Origin of the sequence: Shimia sp. MMG029, from assembly GCF_027947445.1 — a bacterium.
In the GTDB taxonomy this organism is placed as follows: domain Bacteria; phylum Pseudomonadota; class Alphaproteobacteria; order Rhodobacterales; family Rhodobacteraceae; genus Shimia.
Genome location: NZ_JAQJIM010000003.1, coordinates 286767 through 307556 on the forward strand (window position 1 = coordinate 286767; position 20790 = coordinate 307556).

Sequence of the window (20790 nt, forward strand, 5' to 3'; positions counted from 1 at the left end):
CAACTGTATGACACCCTCACTTGATACGGTTTTCTCCGCGCTCGCCGACCCAACACGGCGTACGATCCTGACCATGCTATTAGAAGACGACATGGCAGTGACCGATGTGGCGGAACCATTTGAGATGTCCCTCGCCGCCATTTCCAAACACCTGATGATCCTCACCAAAGCCGGGCTGATCTCACAGGAAAAACGCGGCCGGGTGAAATGGTGCAAGCTGGAGCCAGACGCCCTGCGTGGCGCCTCTGTCTGGATGCAGGGGTTTGGTCAGTTCGAACCGATCCATCTGGATGCTTTTGAACGCTTCCTTGAGGTCGAACTCACAGATCCCCCAGCCAGTAAAGACGCGCCTTAAGTATCCCCTTCCAGCAGCATCAGAAGCGCAATACAGGTCAAACCGATCCCAACGAGCACCAGACCAGTTGGCGCCCCATTGCCCAGAGCAATCTCCCAACAGATCACCCAGCTCGGCACCAAGTAGGTATAGGCCATCACCTTGGCACTCGGCAGGTTGAGCGATGCAAACTGCACCAGCACAAAGGTCACCGCGCTGGCAAACACGGCCAGATACACGATGGCTGCCCAAACCACACGGTCCAATGCAAACCAATCTGTCGGAAGGATGTCACGCGCACCGAACACGGACAGGATCAAAAACCCCGCCACCAGCGTGCCAAAAGTGAACACAATCGGCGCCTCGCCTCGGTTCAACTTGCGCACCATCGGCGTATAGAGCGCATGCAGCATGCAGCCCCAGAAGTAATAGATTTCCCCCTGCCCGATCTCAAACCGCCGAAACGCCGCCCAATCAGCTCGAAAGATCACCCAAAGCGCCCCAACTGCGCCAATCGCCAGCGCCAACAGCATCCGACGTGTTGTGATCTGACCTAGCAATCCCCAGCCAAACACCGCTGACATCACTGGGGTTAACGTAAAAACAGCCGCCGTGCTCACCGGATGCGCTGTCTTCAGCCCCTCAAACATCAGCACAAAGTACCCGGCAAACAAGCCGCCAAGGATCAGATAACGCCACGGCGCACGCCAGGCTGTACGCGGCAGCCCCTTGGTGGCGAGCGCAGCCATACCTATCACCGCCGCCGCGATCAGAAACCGCACCGCATTCAGCGCAGCCGGCTCCACTGCATTTGCACTCAGCGCCCCCAGCGAAAAAGACCCTGCCACCAATGCCGAAAACAACAGCATCGCCAGATGCCCGCGCAAAGGCAGGCCCAGCTTGGGTTTGGCGGATAGCTTTGCGACATCACTCATGTGCCAGACGCCCATGTCGCAGCGCGCGCTTTGAGGAACGTCAGGAAGGTCTGCACCTTCGTTGTGCGATGCAAATCCACATGGGTGATGATCCGCACAGGCGCATCCCACTCACGACGCGCTGGCAGCACCTCAACAACATCATCAAACATATCTGCCACCCAAGTCGGCAAAAAGCCAAGTCCTGCGCCGGACTGCACCGCAGCTTCTAACGCGCGATCAGATGTGGAGCGAAACACCACGTTTTCACGCGGAACATGCGTCTTCATCCAGCGATTGAAAGGCGCCCGACTGTCCGGGTTGTCTGGCCCAACAAAGCGGTGGCTCGCCAAATCCGCCTCATTTTCCGGCACACCGAACCGATCGATATAGGACTGTGCAGCGTAGAGCGCAGAAGGCATTTGCGCGAGGGGCTGCACCACATTGTCCGGCTGCACCTCCCCATCCCCTGCGCGAATTGCTACATGCGCCTCACCATATTCCAACCGAAACACCCGATCACCGGTCAAAAACCGCACCAATAGATCAGGGTGTTCTGCCTGAAAGTCCGACAGAATAGGCGACAGCAAAGGCGCAAATCCCCCAAGAGAAGTGACAACCAGCTCACCCGCCACATCTGCGCCGCGCCCCTTGATGCGCCCCTCTAGCTGACCAAATTGATCATCGGTGGCTTGCGCCACGCGCATCAAATCCTCACCGGCTTCGGTTGCGGTATAGCCGCGCGCATGGCGCTGAAACAACTTCACGCCCAGTTGGCCTTCCAATGCATCAATATGCCTGATCACAGTCGCATGATGCACCCCAAGCGCTTCAGCCGCGCCACTCACAGTGCCCAGCCGCGCCACTTGAAAGGCTGTGCGCACTTCATCCCAGTTCTTCATGCCACTCTCCCTGCGTTGCGCCGCCTAATGTGCATATTCAAACAATTCATGCGCAATATCTGCGATTGCGTGCACAGCCGCAATAACCAAATCTAGCAAACAAGACAGACAGCACGCAAAGAGGAACCCTCAATGACCAATACTGTATTGCACATCGACAGCTCCGCCCGCTTTTCCGACTCCCTCTCCCGGCAGGCTTCAGCAAAACTGGTTGCAAACCAAAACGCCACCAAAGTCATCCGCCGCGATCTGGCACTGACAGATCTGCCATTTCTGGACGAAGCCTTCACCCAAGCCACTTTCACCCCACCAGAAGCACGCACCGAAGCGCAAAACGCCGCGCTCGCCACATCTGATGCGCTGGTCGCAGAACTTCAGGAAGCTGACACGCTGGTGATTGGCGTCGCCATCTACAACTTCTCGATCCCCGCCAAACTCAAAGCCTGGATTGACCAAATCGCCCGCGCCGGTGTCACTTTTGCCTACACGGAAGAAGGCCCCAAAGGCCTGCTTGAGGGCAAAAAAGCCATCATCACCTTCGCCTCCGGCGGCACGGAAATCGGCTCAGATATCGACTTTGCCTCGCACTACCTGCGGTTTGTGCTCGGTTTCGTCGGCATCACCGACGTCACAATCTTGAACAAAGACGGTATCGAAGTGGCCCCAAAGGCCGCGTAAGCCACAAGCAAATGGCGACACCAGACAGGAGTGTCGCCATTCTTGCAGTGGCAAATTTGCAGCGTCAAAGCTCCCCCTACCCCAGCTTCATCACCTCTGGGGTCACTTCAAGACGCTCAAAATATGTCCAAAGGTCTGCCACATCCATCGCCAGCGTACGATCATTGACCAATGGGTGCATGTAGATTCGATCTGCGTTTTTGACGTCTGCATCGATAAAGAACCGAACGCCTTTCGCAGCCCCATTGATCATCGCCAACGGCGTCACCGCGCCGGGCCGGACGCCAAGATTTTCAAGCAACCGATCTGCCGCGCCAAACGACAGGTTCCCAACACCAAGCTTCGCGCCCAACGCCTTCAAATCAATCTCGCGATCCTGCTCCAGTGTCACAAGATAGTTCCGCTTCTTCTTGTCACGCAAATACAGGTTCTTGATGCGAAAAGCGCACTCACCTTCCACCATCATGGCCGCCTCTACCGATTTTGCGTCTTCCACCGTGCGCAGCGGCACATGCGCATGCAATGTGTAAGCCAGCCCCCATTCATCCAGCTTGGCCAAAAGCGCGTCGGAACTCACAGGCAGGCTATCCTGAAACTCTGATGATGCGTCCATGGCTGTCTCCTCTATCCCCGCCAACTTCGTCCGTGCAGGAATGCCGCAGGAACCCAGCCAGTGAAAGCCCAAATACGGCAACGCCTGTTGACTCAACGCCCCCACAGGCGTAAACGCGCAGCAATTCCGGGAGTCCGTCAAACTTCCGGTCCCTAGGCCTATGTGCCGGGATCGCCCCCCGTCAGCGAGTTTCGCCCACGGGGGACATTGGCGTTTGGGCGGTTCGCACATATGTTCGGGCCAGATATGAAACGGTGAAAAGGAGCCGGTAGCGATGTTTGAAAATTTAAGCGAACGCCTCTCTGGTGTCTTTGATCGCCTCACCAAACAAGGTGCGCTTTCCGAGGACGACGTCAAAACCGCCCTACGCGAAGTGCGCGTGGCCCTGCTTGAAGCCGACGTCTCGCTGCCCGTCGCCCGTGACTTTGTCAAAGCAGTCCAGGAAAAAGCCACCGGACAAGCCGTCACCAAGTCCGTGACACCGGGCCAGCAGGTTGTGAAAATCGTTCATGACGAGCTGAAAAACGTGCTCGCAGGCAACGATGGCGAAGATCTCGGCGCCCTGAAAGTGGACAACCCGCCTGCCCCGATCCTAATGGTGGGTCTGCAGGGCTCCGGTAAAACCACCACCACCGGTAAGCTTGCCAAACGCCTGACCGAAAAAGACGGCAAGCGCGTGCTGATGGCCTCGCTCGACATCTACCGCCCCGCCGCGATGCAACAGCTCGCCGTGCTTGGCACACAGATCGGCGTGGACACGCTGCCGATTGTACAGGGCGAAAGCGCTGTTCAGATCGCCAAACGCGCCAAACAGCAGGCGACGCTCGGCGGTTATGACGTTTACATGCTCGACACCGCAGGCCGCTTGCAGATCGACGAGACCCTGATGAAAGAGGTCGAGGATGTGCGCGATGTGGTGAACCCGCGCGAGACCCTCCTCGTTGTTGACGGCCTCACCGGTCAGGTGGCTGTGGAAGTGGCCGAAGAGTTTGACGGCAAAATCGGCATCTCCGGCGTGGTTCTGACCCGTATGGACGGTGACGGCCGTGGCGGTGCAGCACTGTCGATGCGCGCCGTGACCGGCAAACCCATCAAATACGTTGGCCTCGGCGAAAAGATGGACGCGCTGGAAACCTTCGAGCCAGACCGGATCGCAGGCCGCATTCTGGGCATGGGCGACATCGTTGCCCTTGTTGAAAAGGCGCAGGAAACCATTGAGGCCGAACAGGCCGAACGCATGATGAAGCGCTTCCAGAAGGGTCGCTTCAACATGAACGACCTGAAGATGCAGCTCGAGCAGATGCAAAAAATGGGCGGCATGGAAGGCATGATGGGCATGCTTCCCGGCATGGGCAAAATGGCCAAACAGGTGCAGGACGCAGGCTTTGACGACCGCATGATCAAGCGCCAGATCGCCATGATCCAATCCATGACCAAAATGGAACGCGCCAACCCGCAGCTCCTTCAGGCCTCACGCAAAAAGCGGATCGCCAAAGGCTCCGGTATGGAGGTTTCTGACCTCAACAAGCTGCTCAAGATGCAGCGCCAGATGTCTGACATGATGAAAAAAATGGGGAAAATGGGCAAAGGCGGCATGCTCAAGCAAGCCATGAAAGGCATGATGGGCGGTAAAGGCGCACCAGACATGGCTGGCATGGACCCGTCGCAGATGGACCCAAAAGCGCTGGAAGCTGCGGCAAAAGCCATGGGCGGCAAAGGCGGCCTGCCCGGAGGTCTGCCAGGCCTTGGCGGCGGCATGGGTCTGCCCTCCGGCCTGTCCGGCTTTGGCAAAAAGAAATGATGCAAGGATCAAGGACGCTGACCGTGAAGACCTTCCTCCCTCTCGCGCTCTTCGCAGCGCTCGCTGCTTGTGGTGACGTGATCACCGTCGATCTCGACACAGCGCCTGACGGCGCAGTGCGCGGTGACTATCGCACCGTGCTCAACGGGATCCCAACCACCGTGACCGCCCGCGCCCATGAGGCAGAGGTGAACTTCACCGAAACCGGCAACACCATCGGCTTTGGCAAACTCTCCGCACTGGCTGATTCCGAACTGCGCCGCCAGACTGGCTGTCGCGAAGTGCTGCCGCTCGACCACGACATCCAGAAACTCCAATCTGGCGTCAGCACCAGCCTGATCTTCGAACTGAACGAGTGCCCACCGGTATAAGCCCAAATCAACTCACATGACCTTTGCGCCCGCCATATCCACTCAGCGCCTGACGCTGCGCCATCACGTGCTCGATGATTTCGAGCCGATGGCCGCGCATTTCGCAACGGACTGGGCGCAGTATATGGACGGGCCTGTCTCCAAAGACAAACTCTGGGCGTGGCTCGGTGCTGAAATCACAAGCTGGCAATGGCTGGGGTTTGGCAGCTGGGCCGTTGAGCTAACAGAAACCGGCGCCCTGATCGGTCAGGTCGGCATCAACAAGCCGCCACGCTTTCCCGAAACCGAAATTGGCTGGTGTTTCTTCCCGGAAGCCCAGGGCAAAGGCTACGCTTTTGAGGCCGCCACAGCAGCACGTGACTGGGCCTTTGACACCAAAGGCATGACCACGCTGGTAAGCTATATTGATCCGCCAAACGCCCCGTCCATTCGCTTGGCACAACGTCTTGGTGCCAAACGAGATGACGCGGCCCTGCGACCAAGCGAAGGTGATCTGGTCTATCGTCACACACCGGAGGCCCGCCTCTGATGCGTTACGAAGTCCCTCAGCTTGAAACCGAGCGCCTGATCCTGCGCGCCCATCGCGAGAGCGATATTGACGCGGAAAAAGCATTCTTTGCCAGCGACTCCTCGCAATTTGTTGGCGGGCCACTGCCCCCGCACCGCGCATGGCGCACCGTTGCGATGATGATGGGCCATTGGGCGCTGCGCGGCTTTGGGTTCTGGGCGCTTGAGGAAAAAGCCACGGGCGTTTACGTGGGCCGCGCGGGCCTTTGGTTCCCCGACGGCTGGATGGAGCGTGAAATCGGCTGGACGCTGATGAACAACGCCACCGGCAAAGGTTACGCAACAGAGGCCGCGATGGCCGCGCGCAGCTACGCCTATGACGTTCTGGGCTGGGACACAGCGATTTCGCAAATCGACCCGAAAAACGACGCCTCCAAAGCTGTCGCCAAACGCCTTGGCGCGCGCTTTGAAAAGCACTTTGAAGATCCAGAATATGGGCAGATCGAGATCTGGCGCCATCCGGCCCCCGCTGATCTGGTCAACGGTGGTATGGAGGCCTACGCCTGATGTCGATGCAAACCATCCCCGTTCTGGAAACCAAACGTCTGATTCTGCGCGGGCCGGAGCCTGAAGATTACCCGAACTTCAAGGCCACCTTTGCCTCCTACCGCTCCCGCTTCATGGGCGGGCCGCTCAATGCCTATGAAACATGGATGCTCTACGCCGCTGAAATCGGCCACTGGAACATTCGTGGCTATGGCATGTGGATGATCCACGATCGTGCAACCGATGAAACCCTCGGCATGGCCGGCGGCTGGTTCCCGGCCAAATGGCCAGAGCAGGAACTCGCATGGATCATCTGGCCTGAAAAAGCTGGCCATGGCTATGCGCTGGAGGCCACCCATGCCGCGCGGCGCTACTTTTATGATGAGCTCGGCTGGGACGGCGCGGTCAGCTACATCGACCCCAAAAATCTCGACAGCATCAGGCTGGCCGAGCGGCTCGGCGCGGTGAAAGACAAATCTGCGGCCTCCGTGGATGGTCATGATGTGGTCTATCGCCACCCCAGCCCAGACACCCTGCGCTCCTCTCAGATTGCCGACGCGATCGAGATGGAAATCAGCCACTATGCCGATCCGATGTTCAAACCGAAAGGCCACGCCCTTGACTGACACAGTGACCAACACTGCGACTGACGCTGCCGCACGCGCGGCCGAGGTGCTCAAAGAGCATCGCGAAAGCATCGACCGGCTTGATGCGATCCTCGTCTATACGCTGGGCGAGCGGTTCAAACACACACAGGCGGTTGGCAAACTGAAAGCCACCCACGACCTTCCACCGTCCGATCCGGCTCGCGAAGCGAAACAGATCGCACGTCTTGAAGATCTTGCGAAGCGGGCCGATCTGGATCCCGAGTTCGCCAAGAATTTCCTGAATTTCATCATCGCTGAGGTCATTCAGCACCACAAGAAACATCAGGAATAACAAACCGTTGGGCAGGCACTCATCTGTCCTTCGACCCAACCCGCACCAAAACGGTGCACCCAAATATGCACGCAAGTGCAAACGCCATTATAGGAGATACACCCATGGCTATGAAAATTCGTCTCGCCCGCGGCGGTTCCAAAAAGCGCCCTTTCTACCGCGTTGTTGCAGCGGACTCCCGCATGCCACGTGACGGCCGCTTCATCGAGAAGCTCGGCACCTACAATCCACTGCTGCCAAAAGACAGCGAAGAGCGCGTAAAGCTCGACATGGAGCGCGTTCAGTACTGGCTGGACCAGGGCGCACAGCCATCTGACCGTGTGGCACGCTTCCTCGAAGCAGCAGGCACTCTGGCAAAAACAGAGCGCAACAACCCGAAAAAAGCGGAACCAGGCAAGAAAGCCAAAGACCGCGCAGAAGAAAAAGCCGCAAAGGCAGCTGAAGCTGCTGAAGCAGCCGCAGAAGAGTAAGACGGACCAGCCCCGGAATGACCGAATTCACATCAGAGTTCCGGGACGATCTGACACGGCTCATGCAGTGGCGGCGCGATGTGCGCCGCTTCCGCACCGATCCAGTGGACGAGGCACTCCTTCAGGCGTGCCTCGACACGTTTTTACTGGCCCCTTCCGTGGGGCTGTCAGAGCCTTGGCGTGTGCTGCATGTCAAAAGCCCTGAAGCGCGCGCCGCCGCGCTCAAAAATTACCAAGCCGCCAATGCTGAGGCCCTCGCAGGCTACAGCGGTGACCGGGCGGCGCTCTATGCAAGTCTCAAACTCTCCGGCATGAAGGAATCGCCTGTCCAGCTGGCGATCTATTGCGACGACGGCACCGACAAAGGTCAGGGCCTTGGCGCGCAAACCATGCCCGAAATGCGCCGCTATTCCGTTGTGGGTGCAATCACCCAATTCTGGCTGATCGCCCGCACTTATGGGCTGGGCGTTGGCTGGGTGTCTATCCTCGACCCCGAACAACTCAACCGCGATCTTGATGCGCCTTCCGACTGGTCTCTGGTGGCCTATCTCTGCGTCGGCTGGCCCGAAGAGCTGTCTGACACCCCAGAACTCGCGAAAGCCGGCTGGGAAGACCGCGACACGTCTTTGTCGATACAGACACGCTGATTTTGAGATGCCTTACCTTCGATACTCAGGCTACATTTTCATCCTCAGCCAAGAAATCCCTGTTTGATTGCGCTTGCGGCGGATTTCTTTGGCAGGGTCAATCGCTCACCCCGAGGGAATACTCACAAAACTGCGTATATTGTAACGTGACATTCCCAGCAGTTATCTCCAGCACGCCATATTGAGGGGCTTCTTTTGGTGGGGTGAAACTTTCCCAACTCCAAGAAGGGCGCGGTGCAGGCGCTTGAAAGGACAGCGCCCCAAGAGTCGCGAATGAGATCCCTCGCATTGTGCCGCACACTGGCCGATGCACATGGCCCATAAAAAGGTGTTTCACATTTGAATGGCGACCGATGAGCTCCCAAAACCCTTCATCATCCTCCAGCATGATTTCATCCTGACTGGGCAAGCCAAGAGCCATCGGCGGATGATGCATAAATAGATACACCGGCTTGCCAGCCTTGGCTCTAAGAACAGCTTCCAACCAGTTTTGGCGCGCGAGACAAAACTCACCCGCGTGCGACCCGATTTTATGCGTATCCAGACACACGATTGTCCCGTCTTCGGTTTCGAGGGTGAACTGGATGAAATCCGTCGCTACGCTTTCAGGCAAAAAAAGATGCGAGCGGAATCCTTCTCTCGCGTCGTTGTTCCCCATCATCGGATAGATTTGTAAGTCCGACCGAGAGAGGTACTCCGCCAACGCAGCATAGTCCTCTTCAACATCGTCTCCAACCAAGTCTCCTGACAATATGGCAAAATCAGCATCCGCATGGTGGGTGTTTGCATGAGAAATGGCAGCGGCCAGTCGCATGCGGGGATCCAAGCCGTCAATTGTACCCGTACTTTGAAAATGCGGATCAGACATCCAGATGATCTTAGTCAATCTTACTCCTCCGAGATTGGTCAGACGAAAGTTTCTCACTGAGAGCAAGCTAACGAGAAAGCCCCCACGCTGCACGACATTGATGCCGTCCGGTGGCACGGGGCATCTTCCACAACATACAGGCTCACCTTCCAACTGCCCCCTCCCTTGCGTCCCGCGTCACAATCATGGAAAACAAACGCCAAGCAAAGCAAAGGCCACGCCATGAGCGACACCCCTTCTGATCTGATCTGCGTTGGCGCCATTGGCGGCGCTTACGGTGTGCGCGGCGAAGTCCGCCTCAAGAGTTTCACCGCCGAGGCTGAGGCTCTCGAAGACTACGCGCCATTGCTGACAGAGGACGGCGCGTTTGAGTTTACCATCACCATCACCCGCCCGATCAAAAACGGGCTGGCGGCGCGGCTTTCGGGCATTGCCAACAAGGAACAGGCCGACGCCCTCAAAGGCGTGAAACTCTTTGTCCCACGTGACCGGCTGCCGGAAACCGATGAGGATGAATATTACTACACCGATCTGGTTGGCCTTGAGGTGCGCGACACCGGCGGCGCTGTGCTTGGCACCGTGAAAACCGTGGTCAACCACGGTTCCGCCGATCTGCTGGAGATACAGCGCCCGGGCCATTCGGAAACTGTGCTCCTGCCTTTCACGATGGCGGCGGTGCCCACCGTCGATATCGCCTCCGGTCGCATCATCGCCGACCCGCCTGAGGGGCTGATTGACTGATGAATGACAACACCAAGAAGCCAAAGTCCCACGGCCGCCTGTCGATTTCCGCTTCGCTCAAGCCGCGTGAGCTGATCACCCATAATCCCCGCCTCGCAGGGGTCTGGACTGCGCGTATCATCACCCTCTTTCCCGATGCCTTCCCCGGCGTTCTGGGCGAAAGCCTGACTGGAAAGGCCCTCAAAGACGGCAAATGGCAGATTGAAACCACCAATCTGCGCGATTTTGGCCTGACCAAACACCGCAACGTGGATGACACCCCAGCCGGCGGTGGTGCGGGCATGGTGCTGCGCCCCGATGTGCTTGGCAACGCCATTGAACACACAATGCACGGCGCGCGCGGCAACTGGCCGCTGGTCTATCTCTCCCCACGTGGTCGCCGCTTTGATCAACGCATGGCCCGCGCCTGGTCTGAGGCCGATGGCGTCACCATGCTTTGTGGCCGCTTTGAGGGTGTGGATCAGCGGGTGCTCGATCACTACAATATCATGGAAGTCAGCCTTGGCGATTTTGTCCTGACCGGCGGCGAAATCGCCGCGCAGGCGATGATTGACGCCACCGTGCGACTGCTGCCCTCTGTGCTGGGCAATGCCGAAAGCATTGAAGAAGAAAGCCACTCCAACGGCCTTCTCGAACATCCACAATACACCCGCCCTGCCGACTGGAAAGGCCGCACCATCCCGGATGTTCTGATGTCGGGCCACCACGGCAATGTAGAAAAATGGCGCCGCGAGATGGCAGAGCAGATCACCAAGGAGCGCCGCCCGGATATGTGGGCCGCTTTTGAGCAACAAAAGAAGTGAGGGCACAAAACCTGCCGCGTCGTCTGGTGAGGGTAGCAATACCTTGCGCAAATACCCTTCGCCGTGTTTTGCTCCCCGTATAGAAATTTCATACAGGGACCAATGATATGGCCGCCAAATTTGAGCTCTACACCGACAAGTCCGGTGAATTTCGCTTCCGCCTGAAAGCCGGCAACGGCGAAAACATTCTCGCCTCCGAAGGTTATAAACAAAAAGCCAGCTGCGAAAACGGCATTGAAAGCGTCAAGAAAAACGCAGGCGACGATGCGCGTTATGAGCGCAAAGAAACCGCTGCGGGAAAATTCATGTTCAACCTCAAGGCCAGCAACGGTCAGGTGATCGGCACCTCTCAAAGCTACACAAGCGCCTCCGGCCGCGACAACGGCATCGACAGCGTCATGCGCAACGCACCCGATGCTGCAGTTGTAGAAGTCGAGTAAATCGGCCAGAAGCAAACCTTCAAAAGCGCGCAAGGCTTTGCCACGCCAGCCAGAACAGACACCTCCTTGAACAGAGCATGCTTTGTTCAAGGACTACGACGGACTGGCCATGACGTTTCTTCGCGCCCTTTTCCTGAACACTGCCGCCCTTTTCGCCCTAACCAGTACGGGTTGGGCAGAGACCATTTCAATTCCCGGCCCCGATGGCCCTCTTGAAGGCGAGTTGATCACTGTCGACAGTGCCGACAATATCATCGTCGTGATACCGGGATCCGGCCCAATCGACCGCGATGGCAACATGCCTGCGTTCCAATCAAAAACCAATCTTTACAAACAAATCACCGAAGCGCTGGCGGCAGAAGGCATTGCTGCCCTGCGCGTGGACAAGCGTGGCTTCTTTGGCAGCGAAAAGGCCATTGCAGATCCAAACGACGTGACCATCGCAGCCTATGCAGAAGACATGGTCAAATGGGTTGGCCGCGCGCACCAAGAAGCCACCTGCGTCTGGCTGGCGGGCCACTCAGAAGGCGGGCTGGTTGCGCTTTATGCCGCCCAATCCGCACCCGAGGGACTGTGTGGTGTGATCCTCATGGCGGCAGCTGGGCGCCCCATTGGAGAGCTTCTGATAGAGCAGATGGAGCGCAATCCCGCCAATGGCGCCATTCTAGAAGATGCCAAAGCAATCGTTACCGATCTGGAACAGGGTCAATCCAGACCGCTGTCTGACATCCCTCCTGCCTTGCATGGCCTCTTCAACCCGAGCCTTCAAAGATACATGATGGATCTGTTCTCGCATGACCCGCTCGCACTCGCGCACAACTGGTCCGGCCCAGCGCTCGTGCTACAGGGAGACCGCGACATTCAAGTGCAACCGCACGACGCGGACCTGCTGACAGAGGCATTGCCAACGGCAACGCGCGTCGATTTGTCAGGCGGAACCCATATCCTGAAACAAGACGTCGCTGGCAATCCTTTTGCCACCTACACCAATCCGGAACTGCCACTGCATGAAGATCTCGTGCCAACGATTGTCGACTTCCTGAACCCCCAGGACTGAGCGCCTACAATCGGCGCGCAAGGCCTAAGCAAACCAAAAAGCAGCAAAAAGTGTGGCCTGTGCATCCCACAGCACAGACCACACCCTCCCTGGGAGAGAACAGGGAGTTACGCGCCCGGGGTCATCTCGGCCAGTTCCCCAACGATGACCTTGATGACTTTGGCGCGCAGTGGGCCAAGACGGCACTCCGCCTGAATGCCGGTGTCTTGGCAAAACTCCACCACAGCCCACATTGTCCGTGTGTTGAAAATCCCGGTGGTCGGCCCCACCGCATATCCACGCCGCTTCAACTCTTCCTGAAGCACATGCACATAGGCATTTTTGTCGAGCCGAGACACCACATAGACGGCGCGATTGAAATCTGCGCCCGATGTCTGCGCGATGATCTCTTCTGCGGCGCCTCGAAACGCGCGGGGGTCATGTGTCGCATGAGCCAGCAACAGACCTTCCTCCGCCTTGGCGCGCATGCGCAAACTCGGATGTGCAACCAACTCTGTCCGCAATGCGATCGACTGCGCGTCGGTCTGCTCTCGCCAGAGGCGCAAGAGCGCTTCTGCCGCTTTGCCGCCTGACTTGGCCTGATCCTCTCGCGCAAAGGCGAGCATCTGCGCCGTCATGAGGTCGGCATCCACATCAAACGACGCCCCTTTCTGCATCGCCGCCAAAACCACCTGCATAGCGGCCATGTTGCCAGACGTGGCAAAATCTGTCAGTTGCGCTTGACCGAAATCGGCATCAGAGGCGCTGCCGAACTTGCCCTGGTAGTGGTATGTTGCACGCAGCACCTGCGCCTTCTCCAGCCCCGCCTCAGAAGCCTTATCCAACTGCGCAAGCGCCGCGTCTCCAGCGCCCTGCGCAGCGAGCAACTTGGCGTAGCTTGTACGCGCACTGTCGCGCCCCGCGTCAATTGCAGCCTCATACCATACCGCCGCCGCAGCAGGATCCGCATCAACGCCGATACCTTTCAAGTAATAGTATGCCAGTCGTGCCTGCGCCCGGCTGTCGCCGTCTCTTGCCAGATCAGACATCAGCGCAAATGCGCTTGCGCTGTCCTGCGACGCACCTGTGCCAAGCCGCAGGGCCTCCGCCTGCGCATACCGCTCCTTGTTTGAAAGCCCTCCCGTGGCCGAAGCGTAAGCCTCAGATACGGAAAAAGCAGCCAATGCAGAAAAAGAGAGTGCAAACAGTGTTGAACGAACCATCGTCGCCTCCTGAGTTGTGGGATACCCTCAGGAAACCGCGAAACGCTGCCCCGATCAGCTACGCCAAAGTATAGCGCGCCTCACAAACGGTCAGCCGACATCTCAAAGTTGCATGTCACGGCGTCTTCCATCGCACCCAGGCCTCCGGGCTGCCTCGGAACACGTTCAGATCCACTTCGCCTTCAATACCCGGCACGAGCCCCGTGCCGCTGTATTGCCAGAACGTCCAGCGCGCACCGGGGTAGGTCTTCTGCGGATGCGCAGCGACAGAGCGCAACCAGAATTCCGTCCCTGCCAAAGCGCCGATCCCAGTGTCACGGTGAAAATCCACGGTGGTATAGACGATAGGCCGGCGCCCATAATGCGCCTCTAGCATATCCAGAAACTTGCGCGCCTCGCTGCGCACCGTGCGCCCATTGGGCCGCAGCCGGCAGGTCTTGGAATGCGGCGTCCACTCCATATCCAGCACATGCGGCAATGGCGCGCCACGTGGGACATTGCGGATGAACCAACGCGCCTGACTTTCTGCTGAGCGGCAGAAATAATAATAATGGTAGGCCCCCCAGGGCACACCAGCCGCCTGCGCACCGCGCCGGTGCGTGTCAAACATCGGATCCGCGACATCACCACCTTCTGTCGCCTTCAGAAACGCAAAGCTCACGCCCGCACGCTGCGCCGCGCGCCAGTCCACGCTCTGCTGCCATCGCGACACATCAATGCCATGCACCGGATGCCGCTGTGGCGGGCGCCTGTCCCAATCCACGGGATCTGCGTCACCAAACCGGGGGAAAACCCTCAGGCGGGCGGCCTCGACTGACACAGCCGCACCATCTGACGACACACGCGCACGAATGGGGTCAGACGCTTCATAAGGCGCGCGTGCACAGCCCAGCAGAACAGCGGCCAATACCAAAACCCCACACAAACGCATCACTGTCTCACCACTCATGCCTCACCGCATTTATGCAAACACTTAACCCCAGCTTCACCACCGCACACAAGCGCGATGACAAAACGTCCTGATCTATCGGCACACACCCGCAATTGGCCTTTGCAGCAAGGCCACCAGAGACATAAACAGCCACGTTCTCCCCTTGCGCCAAAGCACAATATCCCCTAAGAACCGCCCGTCCACGACTCTTAACTGAGTCGTTTGGGCGTGCTGTGCATTGTGCAACCCTTTGCTTTCTTCGGCTTTGGCAACAAACACGGCGCAAAAGACAAGAAAAGACGACCTGACCCTCTGGCGGGCGCTGTGCGAATGGCGGACCCGGAAGAAGACCAAGAGTTCTGAGGTGCATCAAACCTTTGTGGATATAACCACAAGCATTATAGGAGATGATCCAATGGATCTGATCGCACAGCTCGAAGCGGAGCAGATTGCTGCGCTGGGGAAAGAGATCCCCGATTTCAAAGCCGGTGACACCATCCGTGTTGGCTTTAAAGTGACCGAAGGTTCGCGCACCCGTGTGCAGAACTACGAAGGCGTATGCATCAGCCGCAAAAACGGCTCCGGCATCGCTGGCTCGTTCACTGTTCGCAAGATTTCCTTTGGCGAAGGCGTGGAACGTGTGTTCCCACTGTACTCCACCAACATCGACAGCATCACTGTTGTGCGTCGTGGTCGTGTACGTCGCGCCAAACTGTACTATCTGCGCGCCCGTCGCGGTAAATCCGCACGTATCGCAGAAGACACCAACTACAAGCCCAAAAAAGCGTAAGGAGTGGTCTCATGAAAAAAGATACCCATCCCGATTACCACTTCATCGACGTGAAAATGACCGACGGCACCATCATCAAGATGCGTTCCACCTGGGGCAAAGAAGGCGACACCATGGCGCTGGACGTAGACCCATCCGTGCACCCAGCATGGAACGGTGGCTCCACCCGTCTTATGGATGCCGGTGGCCGCGTGTCCAAATTCAAAAAGAAATACGAAGGTCTGGGCTTCTAAGCTTAGCAACCAACGTTTCAGAAAACGCCGTCTCCCTCGGGGCGGCGTTTTTTGTTGGGCAACAGCCTGCCCCACAAGGCTGTGAACATCGCCCCCTTGCTTTTGCCCGCACGCCGCTCTAAAAGCCGCGCGCACCGGTCGCAGCCTACCCGGTACATCAAAACAAGGGTTACAAAAATGAATACAACTGTTGTCTGCTCTGGCGGACTGGACTCCGTGTCTTTGGCTCACATCGTAGCCGCCGAAGGCAATCTCTCCCGACTCGTGTCTTTTGACTATGGCCAGCGCCACCGCAAAGAGCTCGACTCCGCCGCAGCCTGCGCAGACCGCCTCGGCGTGCCCCATCACATCATCGACTTGCGCGCGGTTGGCGCAGCCCTCACCGGCTCTGCCCTGACCGAAGCGGATGTGGACGTACCAGATGGGCATTATGCCGAAGAAACCATGCGCATCACCGTGGTGCCCAACCGCAACGCCATCATGCTGACCATCGCCTATGGTATCGCTGCGGCCAATGGCGACAGCCGTGTGGCCACCGCTGTGCACGGCGGGGATCACTTCATCTATCCTGACTGCCGCCCGGGCTTCACCGAGGCCTTTGACGCCATGCAACAGGCCGCGCAGGAGGGCTATGCCGACGTGCGCCTGCACACGCCGTTTGTCCACCGCAGCAAAGCGGACATCGTCACCGATGGCGCCGCCGCCAACACGCCTTTCGCGCTGACATGGTCCTGCTACAAAGGCGGCACGCATCACTGCGGCCGCTGCGGCACCTGTGTGGAGCGGCGCGAAGCTTTTGACCTCGCAGGCATCTCCGATCCAACCACCTACGCAGATCCGGATTTCTGGCGCACTGCCGTAGCAGAGCGGGAGGCAAGCTGATGTTTCGCATCTCCAAAGAGTTTCACTTCTCAGCCTCCCACCAGCTCGCCCATCTGCCAGCCGATCACCAATGCGCACGCCTGCATGGCCACAACTACATCGTCGTGGTTGAACTCGCCGGCGCAGACCTGAACTCAGACGGCTTTGTGCGGGATTATCACGAGCTCAAACCGCTCAAATCCTACATCGACGACCACTTCGATCATCGCCACCTCAACGATCTGCTCAACGTCCCCTCCACGGCAGAAAACCTCGCCAAACATTTCTATGACTGGTGCAAATCCCGCTGGGACGAAGTCAGCATGGTGAAAGTCTCTGAAACCCCCAAAACATGGGCCGAGTATCGCCCATGACCCTGCGCGTAGCCGAGATTTTTGGCCCCACCATTCAAGGTGAGGGCGTGCTCATTGGCGCCCCCACGGTCTTTGTGCGCACTGGCGGATGTGACTATCGCTGCAGCTGGTGTGACAGTCTGCATGCCGTGGACAGCGCGCACCGGCACGACTGGCTCCCCATGGACGCAGAAGCCGTAATGACGGAAGTGCGTGCCCTGTCAGGCGACCGCCCGCTCACCGTGTCTTTGTCCGGCGGCAACCCGGCCATTCATGACTTTGCCCCGCTGATCGCACTGGGCAAATCTGAGGGCTACTCCTTCGCCTGCGAAACGCAGGGATCAATCGCCAAACCTTGGTTTGCCGCTCTTGATACGCTGGTCCTCAGCCCAAAGCCGCCCTCCAGCGGCGAAGAGGTGGACTGGTCTGCTTTTGAGCGCTGCCTTGAGGCTGCCGGGAATGGCCCGGAAAGCGTCATGAAGATCGTGATCTTTGATGATGCGGATTTTGCGTGGGCACAGGCCGCCCATGCCCGCTTTCCCGATCTGCCCCTCTATCTGCAACCGGGCAATCTGATGGTGGATCCTGACAAACCTGTCGATCTCACCGAAACCACCGCCCGGCTGGAATGGCTGATCGACAAAGTGGTGGCTGCTGGCTGGTTCGCACCGCGCGTGCTGCCACAGTTGCATGTCATGGTCTGGGGCAACAAACGCGGCGTCTAAAAACGCCCCTCGGGCCCCTGGCCCATAGTTGGAGAACAAAGATGAGCGAAGACATCTACAGCAACCTAAAACAACTCGGTGGCGCAACGGTTATGCCAACAAGCCCCGAAGAGGCGGAACTGGAGCGTGTGGAAAACCCACAGGCCGATGTGGCCTACAACGTGCGCTTCACCGCACCGGAATTCACCTCCCTCTGCCCAATGACCGGCCAGCCGGATTTTGCCCATCTGGTGATCGACTATGTGCCCGGCAAATGGCTGGTGGAAAGCAAATCCCTAAAGCTTTTCCTCGGTTCCTTCCGCAACCACGGTGCGTTTCACGAGGATTGCACCGTCTCCATCGCCCGCCGTCTGGCCGATTTCCTAGAGCCACAATGGCTGCGCATCGGCGGCTACTGGTATCCACGCGGCGGCATCCCAATTGATGTGTTCTGGCAAACTGGCGCCATGCCCGAAGGCGTCTGGATCCCCGATCAGGGCGTGCCCCCCTACCGCGGGCGTGGCTAAGAAAAACGCAGCGCATCGGCCATCTGCATCCTGTGCAGGCCGATGCGCCCATCCTTCGAACCGCGCAAACCGCCGGTCGAAACCGCGCTCGGGTCAGCTTAGATAAGTCCCAAACCACGCCACCGTGCGCTCCCAGGCCAGCTTGGCCTGAGCCTCGTCATATCGGGGTGTGCTGTCGTTGTGAAAGCCGTGGTTTGCACCTTCATAAATATAGGCTTCATAGACCTTGTCATTGGCTTGCAGCGCCTCTTCAAAAGCTGGCCACCCCGCATTGATGCGCTCATCAAGTTCACCCATCTGAACCAGCAGCGGTGCCTGAATTTTCGCCACATCCTCCGCCGCAGGCTGACGCCCGTAAAACGGCACACCCGCCGCCAGTTCCGGATAGGCCACCGCAATCGCGCTCACCACGCCGCCGCCATAGCAAAAGCCCACTGCGCCCACTTTGCCGGTGCTGTCCTCGCGTCCCAGAAGATGCTCAAACCCGGCAAAAAAGTCATTCATCAGCTCGGCCCGGTCCACGGTCCGCTGCAGTTCTCGCCCATCCGCATCATTGCCCGGATAGCCGCCAACCGAGGTCAGCCCATCCGGCGCCAGCGCCATAAAGCCCGCCTTGGCTAGCCGCCGCGCCACATCCTCGATATAGGGGTTCAGCCCCCGGTTCTCATGGATCACCAACACCGCAGGCAGCGGCCCCTCCACGCCGGACGGGCGCACCAGATAGCCGCGCACATCGCCTGTCCCGTTTGGGGAGGGATACATGATATAATCCGCATGGATATCCGGATCATTGAAAGACACCTGCTGCGCAATGGCATAATTCGGGCTGAGCATAGTCAGCAGCGCCGCGGCGGTCACAGTGCCAACCGCAAATTTTCCGGCCCGGTCCAGAAACTCCCGTTTGGTGATTTTGCCGTGGGCATAAAAATCATAAAGATCCAGAAGTTCCTGATCAAAGTCCTTTGCGGTCATGCGTGTCATCGCAACATCCCTCCCAAATACACGTCAAAACAGTACCCAAGTCACCTTACGCGCAAGTGTACCACATGCAGAGATTTCTGCGCAGCAGCGGCAGAGGAAGCCCCCCTGCCGCCCTTGAATTCAGCCGTTCCACAGCTCTGTGTCAGGGTGGAACTGTGACCAGGCAAACCAGAATGCCTGATGGCTGCCCAGATCAGCCCCCTGCGCATCCACCGCCTTGATCCCGCCCGCATCCAGCGCCAGGCGCACGTTTTCCACCGCGACCTCTTTGCCTGCGTTCAGCGCCACAAAGGCTGCGCTGCGCTGGAAGGCCACCGGCGTGCCCGACGCCGTTACAATCCCGATGATGTCCTCATGCACAGGCAGACGTGGATCCACATCCCCAACCGGGAAGATCGGCCCATCGGCATCGCGCCCATTGCGGAAATCAAAATCTCGGCCCAGCGCCAACGCTTCCACCAGCACCGTGGTCTCTGGATGCGCGGCTTTCCACGCGCCCCAGGTTGTTGTCACCACACTCGCTTGCTCCAGTTGAATACCACGTTTGGCCAGCGGGCCGGTGACAGCCTTGCCCAGAAACGTGTCAAACACCGAGCCACTGGTGATGTCATACATCACTTTGTTGGAGCGAATGAGCAGCCCCGATGTCCGCAGCACAGGGCGTTTCACGCCCAGCGGCATCTGATCGGTGAAATACGCCTGTGCCGCACCGCACAGCGTGCAATAAGGTATGCCCAGATCACGCCCGCCCAATGTGTCATTCACCATCTCACGCACCTCCATGATGCGGCGCGGATAGGCCCGGTATTCCCCGTTCACTTCCACCCCAAACACGACAGCATCATCCGCCAGCCAGGTCGCCTCCTCGGCGCTGCTCACCTCAGGATTGTCCGCAGCCGGGATGCAGTTGCAGGGATCATCCGTGGTGTCAAAAGGGCGATCATCAATCAGTACGCCCCCCCAGGACACATGCCGCCAGTCGATATCCCCTTCAACAAAAATGCGGTCCCAGCCGGGAATGATGCCCGTGAAAATCGCGCGCTTCGCTTCCAGATAGTCTGGCGGCTCAGGAATATCCCACGCAATCAGGTGATCCGTCACAATGCCCCAGTGATTGTGGTTTGGCAGCTCCTTGCCCAGCAATGTGCCCGCCGCCCCTCCCAACTCTGAAGTGAACTCTGGCCCCGTGGCAAAGCGCATCAGATCGCTGATGATCCACACCAGCCGCGGGTCTCCAGACGCGGTGATTTCGCCCAACGCAATTGTCTGATCCCGCCCCCAGCCACCTTGGGCCATGCTGTCGACAAAGGCCACTTTGACCGCCTCTTGCACATCTTCAGACAGCGGTCCTTCGGGAATGGCTGGCGGCGTGCCAAACTCCGCGATCACATGGTCTGGCAACGCGTCTGCACCCTGCGCGGCCAACGCGCCCAGCAAGGTTAGCGCCATCGCGCCCTGCGCAACTGCGCCGACCAACCTGTCACGCACACCTCCAAAGATCTCAAACCCCAGCTTCGCCATGAATGATCCTTCCTGCATCGGGCCTTGTTCGCCCCATGCTCTGTGAAACCCCGATG

The 20790-nt window shown here is 58.5% G+C and carries 28 protein-coding genes; 20 read left to right on the forward strand and 8 right to left on the reverse strand.

Annotation, left to right across the window (positions count from 1 at the left end; genetic code table 11):
- The first annotated feature begins 7 nt into the window (after nt 1-7).
- The gene (locus PJL69_RS10795; RefSeq protein WP_209098984.1) at nt 8-355 is read left to right on the forward strand and encodes an ArsR/SmtB family transcription factor; all 348 of its coding nucleotides are present in this window, start codon (nt 8-10) and stop codon (nt 353-355) included.
- Here the strand turns inward: PJL69_RS10795 and PJL69_RS10800 are convergent.
- Both PJL69_RS10800 and PJL69_RS10805 read right to left on the reverse strand, forming a co-directional pair.
- A complete protein-coding gene (locus PJL69_RS10800) occupies nt 352-1269 on the reverse strand; it encodes a DMT family transporter (protein WP_271309652.1) in 918 nt (305 codons plus the stop codon). The genes PJL69_RS10795 and PJL69_RS10800 overlap by 4 nt on opposite strands.
- The gene (locus tag PJL69_RS10805; RefSeq protein WP_271309653.1) at nt 1266-2150 is read right to left on the reverse strand and encodes a LysR family transcriptional regulator; all 885 of its coding nucleotides are present in this window, start codon (nt 2148-2150) and stop codon (nt 1266-1268) included. Before PJL69_RS10805 ends, PJL69_RS10800 begins: the two co-directional genes overlap by 4 nt.
- A gap of 132 nt (nt 2151-2282) precedes the next feature.
- Between PJL69_RS10805 and PJL69_RS10810 the strand changes: the two genes are divergently transcribed.
- Complete coding sequence (locus tag PJL69_RS10810; protein WP_271309654.1) at nt 2283-2828, forward strand: FMN-dependent NADH-azoreductase; 546 nt, start codon at nt 2283-2285, stop codon at nt 2826-2828.
- Between the two features lie 76 nt (nt 2829-2904).
- Here the strand turns inward: PJL69_RS10810 and PJL69_RS10815 are convergent, their stop codons facing one another.
- Nucleotides 2905-3441 carry a prolyl-tRNA synthetase associated domain-containing protein gene (locus tag PJL69_RS10815; protein WP_271309655.1) on the reverse strand — a complete coding sequence of 179 codons (537 nt, stop codon included), beginning with the start codon at nt 3439-3441 and terminating at the stop codon, nt 2905-2907.
- Nucleotides 3442-3715: 274 nt separating this feature from the next.
- Between PJL69_RS10815 and ffh the strand changes: the two genes are divergently transcribed.
- The 8 genes from ffh (at nt 3716) to bluB (ending at nt 8722) form a co-directional block, all read left to right on the forward strand.
- Nucleotides 3716-5242 carry a signal recognition particle protein gene (gene ffh / locus PJL69_RS10820; RefSeq protein ID WP_271309656.1) on the forward strand — a complete coding sequence of 509 codons (1527 nt, stop codon included), beginning with the start codon at nt 3716-3718 and terminating at the stop codon, nt 5240-5242.
- A 23-nt stretch (nt 5243-5265) separates the two neighbouring features.
- A complete protein-coding gene (locus PJL69_RS10825) occupies nt 5266-5613 on the forward strand; it encodes a hypothetical protein (protein WP_271309657.1) in 348 nt (115 codons plus the stop codon).
- A gap of 16 nt (nt 5614-5629) precedes the next feature.
- Nucleotides 5630-6142 (forward strand): GNAT family N-acetyltransferase, encoded by a 513-nt coding sequence (locus PJL69_RS10830; protein ID WP_271309658.1) that lies wholly within the window; start codon nt 5630-5632, stop codon nt 6140-6142.
- A complete protein-coding gene (locus PJL69_RS10835) occupies nt 6142-6687 on the forward strand; it encodes a GNAT family N-acetyltransferase (protein ID WP_271309659.1) in 546 nt (181 codons plus the stop codon). The genes PJL69_RS10830 and PJL69_RS10835 overlap by 1 nt, the downstream gene beginning before the upstream one ends.
- Complete coding sequence (locus PJL69_RS10840; RefSeq protein ID WP_271309660.1) at nt 6687-7292, forward strand: GNAT family N-acetyltransferase; 606 nt, start codon at nt 6687-6689, stop codon at nt 7290-7292. Before PJL69_RS10835 ends, PJL69_RS10840 begins: the two co-directional genes overlap by 1 nt.
- Nucleotides 7293-7296: 4 nt before the next feature.
- Nucleotides 7297-7605, forward strand: a complete 309-nt coding sequence (locus PJL69_RS10845) for a chorismate mutase (protein ID WP_209099159.1) — start codon at nt 7297-7299, stop codon at nt 7603-7605.
- 104 nt (nt 7606-7709) lie between these two features.
- Nucleotides 7710-8075 carry a 30S ribosomal protein S16 gene (rpsP, locus tag PJL69_RS10850; RefSeq protein ID WP_271309661.1) on the forward strand — a complete coding sequence of 122 codons (366 nt, stop codon included), beginning with the start codon at nt 7710-7712 and terminating at the stop codon, nt 8073-8075.
- Between the two features lie 17 nt (nt 8076-8092).
- Nucleotides 8093-8722: a 5,6-dimethylbenzimidazole synthase gene (gene bluB / locus PJL69_RS10855; protein WP_271309662.1), complete on the forward strand. Its 630-nt coding sequence runs from the start codon at nt 8093-8095 to the stop codon at nt 8720-8722.
- 97 nt (nt 8723-8819) lie between these two features.
- On the opposite strand, the gene PJL69_RS10860 is transcribed toward bluB, so the two are convergent.
- Nucleotides 8820-9608, reverse strand: a complete 789-nt coding sequence (locus tag PJL69_RS10860) for a metallophosphoesterase (protein WP_271309663.1) — start codon at nt 9606-9608, stop codon at nt 8820-8822.
- Between the two features lie 204 nt (nt 9609-9812).
- On the opposite strand from PJL69_RS10860, the gene rimM reads away from it, so the two are divergent.
- The 4 genes from rimM to PJL69_RS10880 all read left to right on the forward strand — a co-directional run bounded on the left by rimM (nt 9813) and on the right by PJL69_RS10880 (nt 12631).
- Entirely contained in the window at nt 9813-10331 is a 519-nt protein-coding gene (gene rimM / locus PJL69_RS10865; protein ID WP_271309664.1) for a ribosome maturation factor RimM, read from the forward strand.
- A complete protein-coding gene (gene trmD, locus PJL69_RS10870) occupies nt 10331-11134 on the forward strand; it encodes a tRNA (guanosine(37)-N1)-methyltransferase TrmD (protein WP_271309665.1) in 804 nt (267 codons plus the stop codon). The genes rimM and trmD overlap by 1 nt, the downstream gene beginning before the upstream one ends.
- Before the next feature lie 107 nt (nt 11135-11241).
- On the forward strand, nt 11242-11574 hold the full coding sequence (locus PJL69_RS10875) for a YegP family protein (protein ID WP_209099013.1): 333 nt from the start codon (nt 11242-11244) through the stop codon (nt 11572-11574).
- A gap of 109 nt (nt 11575-11683) precedes the next feature.
- On the forward strand, nt 11684-12631 hold the full coding sequence (locus PJL69_RS10880; protein ID WP_271309666.1) for an alpha/beta hydrolase: 948 nt from the start codon (nt 11684-11686) through the stop codon (nt 12629-12631).
- Between the two features lie 107 nt (nt 12632-12738).
- Here PJL69_RS10880 and PJL69_RS10885 read toward each other — a convergent pair whose 3' ends face one another.
- Both PJL69_RS10885 and PJL69_RS10890 read right to left on the reverse strand, forming a co-directional pair.
- Nucleotides 12739-13833, reverse strand: coding sequence for a peptidoglycan-binding domain-containing protein (locus PJL69_RS10885; RefSeq protein WP_271309667.1), 1095 nt, complete (start codon nt 13831-13833; stop codon nt 12739-12741).
- Nucleotides 13834-13948: 115 nt separating this feature from the next.
- Nucleotides 13949-14782: a glycoside hydrolase family 25 protein gene (locus tag PJL69_RS10890; protein ID WP_441347476.1), complete on the reverse strand. Its 834-nt coding sequence runs from the start codon at nt 14780-14782 to the stop codon at nt 13949-13951.
- A 397-nt stretch (nt 14783-15179) separates the two neighbouring features.
- Here PJL69_RS10890 and rplS point away from each other — a divergent pair, with 397 nt between their 5' ends.
- From rplS to queF, 6 genes are all read left to right on the forward strand, one after another.
- Nucleotides 15180-15554, forward strand: coding sequence for a 50S ribosomal protein L19 (rplS, locus tag PJL69_RS10895; protein WP_209064113.1), 375 nt, complete (start codon nt 15180-15182; stop codon nt 15552-15554).
- A gap of 11 nt (nt 15555-15565) precedes the next feature.
- Nucleotides 15566-15787: a 50S ribosomal protein L31 gene (rpmE, locus tag PJL69_RS10900; RefSeq protein WP_058239645.1), complete on the forward strand. Its 222-nt coding sequence runs from the start codon at nt 15566-15568 to the stop codon at nt 15785-15787.
- 177 nt (nt 15788-15964) lie between these two features.
- Entirely contained in the window at nt 15965-16669 is a 705-nt protein-coding gene (gene queC, locus PJL69_RS10905) for a 7-cyano-7-deazaguanine synthase QueC (RefSeq protein ID WP_271309668.1), read from the forward strand.
- Complete coding sequence (gene queD / locus PJL69_RS10910; RefSeq protein ID WP_271309669.1) at nt 16669-17022, forward strand: 6-carboxytetrahydropterin synthase QueD; 354 nt, start codon at nt 16669-16671, stop codon at nt 17020-17022. The genes queC and queD overlap by 1 nt, the downstream gene beginning before the upstream one ends.
- Complete coding sequence (gene queE, locus PJL69_RS10915) at nt 17019-17726, forward strand: 7-carboxy-7-deazaguanine synthase QueE (protein WP_271309670.1); 708 nt, start codon at nt 17019-17021, stop codon at nt 17724-17726. The genes queD and queE overlap by 4 nt, the downstream gene beginning before the upstream one ends.
- Nucleotides 17727-17767: 41 nt before the next feature.
- Entirely contained in the window at nt 17768-18232 is a 465-nt protein-coding gene (gene queF, locus PJL69_RS10920; RefSeq protein WP_209064104.1) for a preQ(1) synthase, read from the forward strand.
- 93 nt (nt 18233-18325) lie between these two features.
- Here the strand turns inward: queF and yghX are convergent, their stop codons facing one another.
- A complete protein-coding gene (gene yghX, locus PJL69_RS10925) occupies nt 18326-19213 on the reverse strand; it encodes a YghX family hydrolase (protein ID WP_271309671.1) in 888 nt (295 codons plus the stop codon).
- Between the two features lie 120 nt (nt 19214-19333).
- Entirely contained in the window at nt 19334-20734 is a 1401-nt protein-coding gene (locus tag PJL69_RS10930; protein ID WP_271309672.1) for a DUF3179 domain-containing (seleno)protein, read from the reverse strand.
- Nucleotides 20735-20790: the final 56 nt, after the last annotated feature.

Excerpts from the sequence above, each read along its gene's own strand:
- PJL69_RS10795 (WP_209098984.1), top strand. The coding sequence starts at position 8 with ATGACACCCTCACTTGATACGGTTTTCTCCGCGCTCGCCGACCCAACA.
- PJL69_RS10800 (WP_271309652.1), bottom strand. The coding sequence starts at position 1,269 with ATGAGTGATGTCGCAAAGCTATCCGCCAAACCCAAGCTGGGCCTGCCT.
- PJL69_RS10805 (WP_271309653.1), bottom strand. The coding sequence starts at position 2,150 with ATGAAGAACTGGGATGAAGTGCGCACAGCCTTTCAAGTGGCGCGGCTG.
- PJL69_RS10810 (WP_271309654.1), top strand. The coding sequence starts at position 2,283 with ATGACCAATACTGTATTGCACATCGACAGCTCCGCCCGCTTTTCCGAC.
- PJL69_RS10815 (WP_271309655.1), bottom strand. The coding sequence starts at position 3,441 with ATGGACGCATCATCAGAGTTTCAGGATAGCCTGCCTGTGAGTTCCGAC.
- ffh (WP_271309656.1), top strand. The coding sequence starts at position 3,716 with ATGTTTGAAAATTTAAGCGAACGCCTCTCTGGTGTCTTTGATCGCCTC.
- PJL69_RS10830 (WP_271309658.1), top strand. The coding sequence starts at position 5,630 with ATGACCTTTGCGCCCGCCATATCCACTCAGCGCCTGACGCTGCGCCAT.
- PJL69_RS10835 (WP_271309659.1), top strand. The coding sequence starts at position 6,142 with ATGCGTTACGAAGTCCCTCAGCTTGAAACCGAGCGCCTGATCCTGCGC.
- PJL69_RS10840 (WP_271309660.1), top strand. The coding sequence starts at position 6,687 with ATGTCGATGCAAACCATCCCCGTTCTGGAAACCAAACGTCTGATTCTG.
- rpsP (WP_271309661.1), top strand. The coding sequence starts at position 7,710 with ATGGCTATGAAAATTCGTCTCGCCCGCGGCGGTTCCAAAAAGCGCCCT.
- bluB (WP_271309662.1), top strand. The coding sequence starts at position 8,093 with ATGACCGAATTCACATCAGAGTTCCGGGACGATCTGACACGGCTCATG.
- rimM (WP_271309664.1), top strand. The coding sequence starts at position 9,813 with ATGAGCGACACCCCTTCTGATCTGATCTGCGTTGGCGCCATTGGCGGC.
- trmD (WP_271309665.1), top strand. The coding sequence starts at position 10,331 with ATGAATGACAACACCAAGAAGCCAAAGTCCCACGGCCGCCTGTCGATT.
- PJL69_RS10875 (WP_209099013.1), top strand. The coding sequence starts at position 11,242 with ATGGCCGCCAAATTTGAGCTCTACACCGACAAGTCCGGTGAATTTCGC.
- PJL69_RS10880 (WP_271309666.1), top strand. The coding sequence starts at position 11,684 with ATGACGTTTCTTCGCGCCCTTTTCCTGAACACTGCCGCCCTTTTCGCC.
- PJL69_RS10885 (WP_271309667.1), bottom strand. The coding sequence starts at position 13,833 with ATGGTTCGTTCAACACTGTTTGCACTCTCTTTTTCTGCATTGGCTGCT.
- PJL69_RS10890 (WP_441347476.1), bottom strand. The coding sequence starts at position 14,782 with ATGAGTGGTGAGACAGTGATGCGTTTGTGTGGGGTTTTGGTATTGGCC.
- rplS (WP_209064113.1), top strand. The coding sequence starts at position 15,180 with ATGGATCTGATCGCACAGCTCGAAGCGGAGCAGATTGCTGCGCTGGGG.
- rpmE (WP_058239645.1), top strand. The coding sequence starts at position 15,566 with ATGAAAAAAGATACCCATCCCGATTACCACTTCATCGACGTGAAAATG.
- queC (WP_271309668.1), top strand. The coding sequence starts at position 15,965 with ATGAATACAACTGTTGTCTGCTCTGGCGGACTGGACTCCGTGTCTTTG.
- queD (WP_271309669.1), top strand. The coding sequence starts at position 16,669 with ATGTTTCGCATCTCCAAAGAGTTTCACTTCTCAGCCTCCCACCAGCTC.
- queE (WP_271309670.1), top strand. The coding sequence starts at position 17,019 with ATGACCCTGCGCGTAGCCGAGATTTTTGGCCCCACCATTCAAGGTGAG.
- queF (WP_209064104.1), top strand. The coding sequence starts at position 17,768 with ATGAGCGAAGACATCTACAGCAACCTAAAACAACTCGGTGGCGCAACG.
- yghX (WP_271309671.1), bottom strand. The coding sequence starts at position 19,213 with ATGACACGCATGACCGCAAAGGACTTTGATCAGGAACTTCTGGATCTT.
- PJL69_RS10930 (WP_271309672.1), bottom strand. The coding sequence starts at position 20,734 with ATGGCGAAGCTGGGGTTTGAGATCTTTGGAGGTGTGCGTGACAGGTTG.